Consider the following 289-nt stretch of genomic DNA (forward strand, 5'->3'; position numbering starts at 1 on the left):
AGCCGGCCGAAGCCGAGCGCCTCGCCGGATTGCTGGTCAATGCGTTCAAGGACCCGTTCGTCATCAACGGCATTTCTGTCTTCGTCGGCTCGAGTATCGGAATTGCTTTCGGGCCGGAGCACGGGGCCGATGGCGAGCAACTGATGAAAGCCGCCGACATTGCTCTTTACGCAGCCAAGACGGATGGACGCGGCTGCGCTCGAACGTTCAACCGTTCGATGCTGCTCCTGCTCGAGCAACGCGAAAACCTGAGGCGCAGCCTTCGAACCGCGCTGGAGCGGAACGAGCT

General features: G+C 61.6%; 1 protein-coding gene. It reads left to right on the forward strand.

Annotation, left to right across the window (positions count from 1 at the left end):
- The coding region (locus tag EN862_RS35725; RefSeq protein ID WP_135913346.1) for a diguanylate cyclase at positions 1 to 289 on the forward strand (289 nt) is incomplete at both ends.

The sequence above is a fragment of the Mesorhizobium sp. M2E.F.Ca.ET.219.01.1.1 genome (assembly GCF_004016445.2).
Taxonomy (GTDB): Bacteria; Pseudomonadota; Alphaproteobacteria; order Rhizobiales; family Rhizobiaceae; genus Mesorhizobium.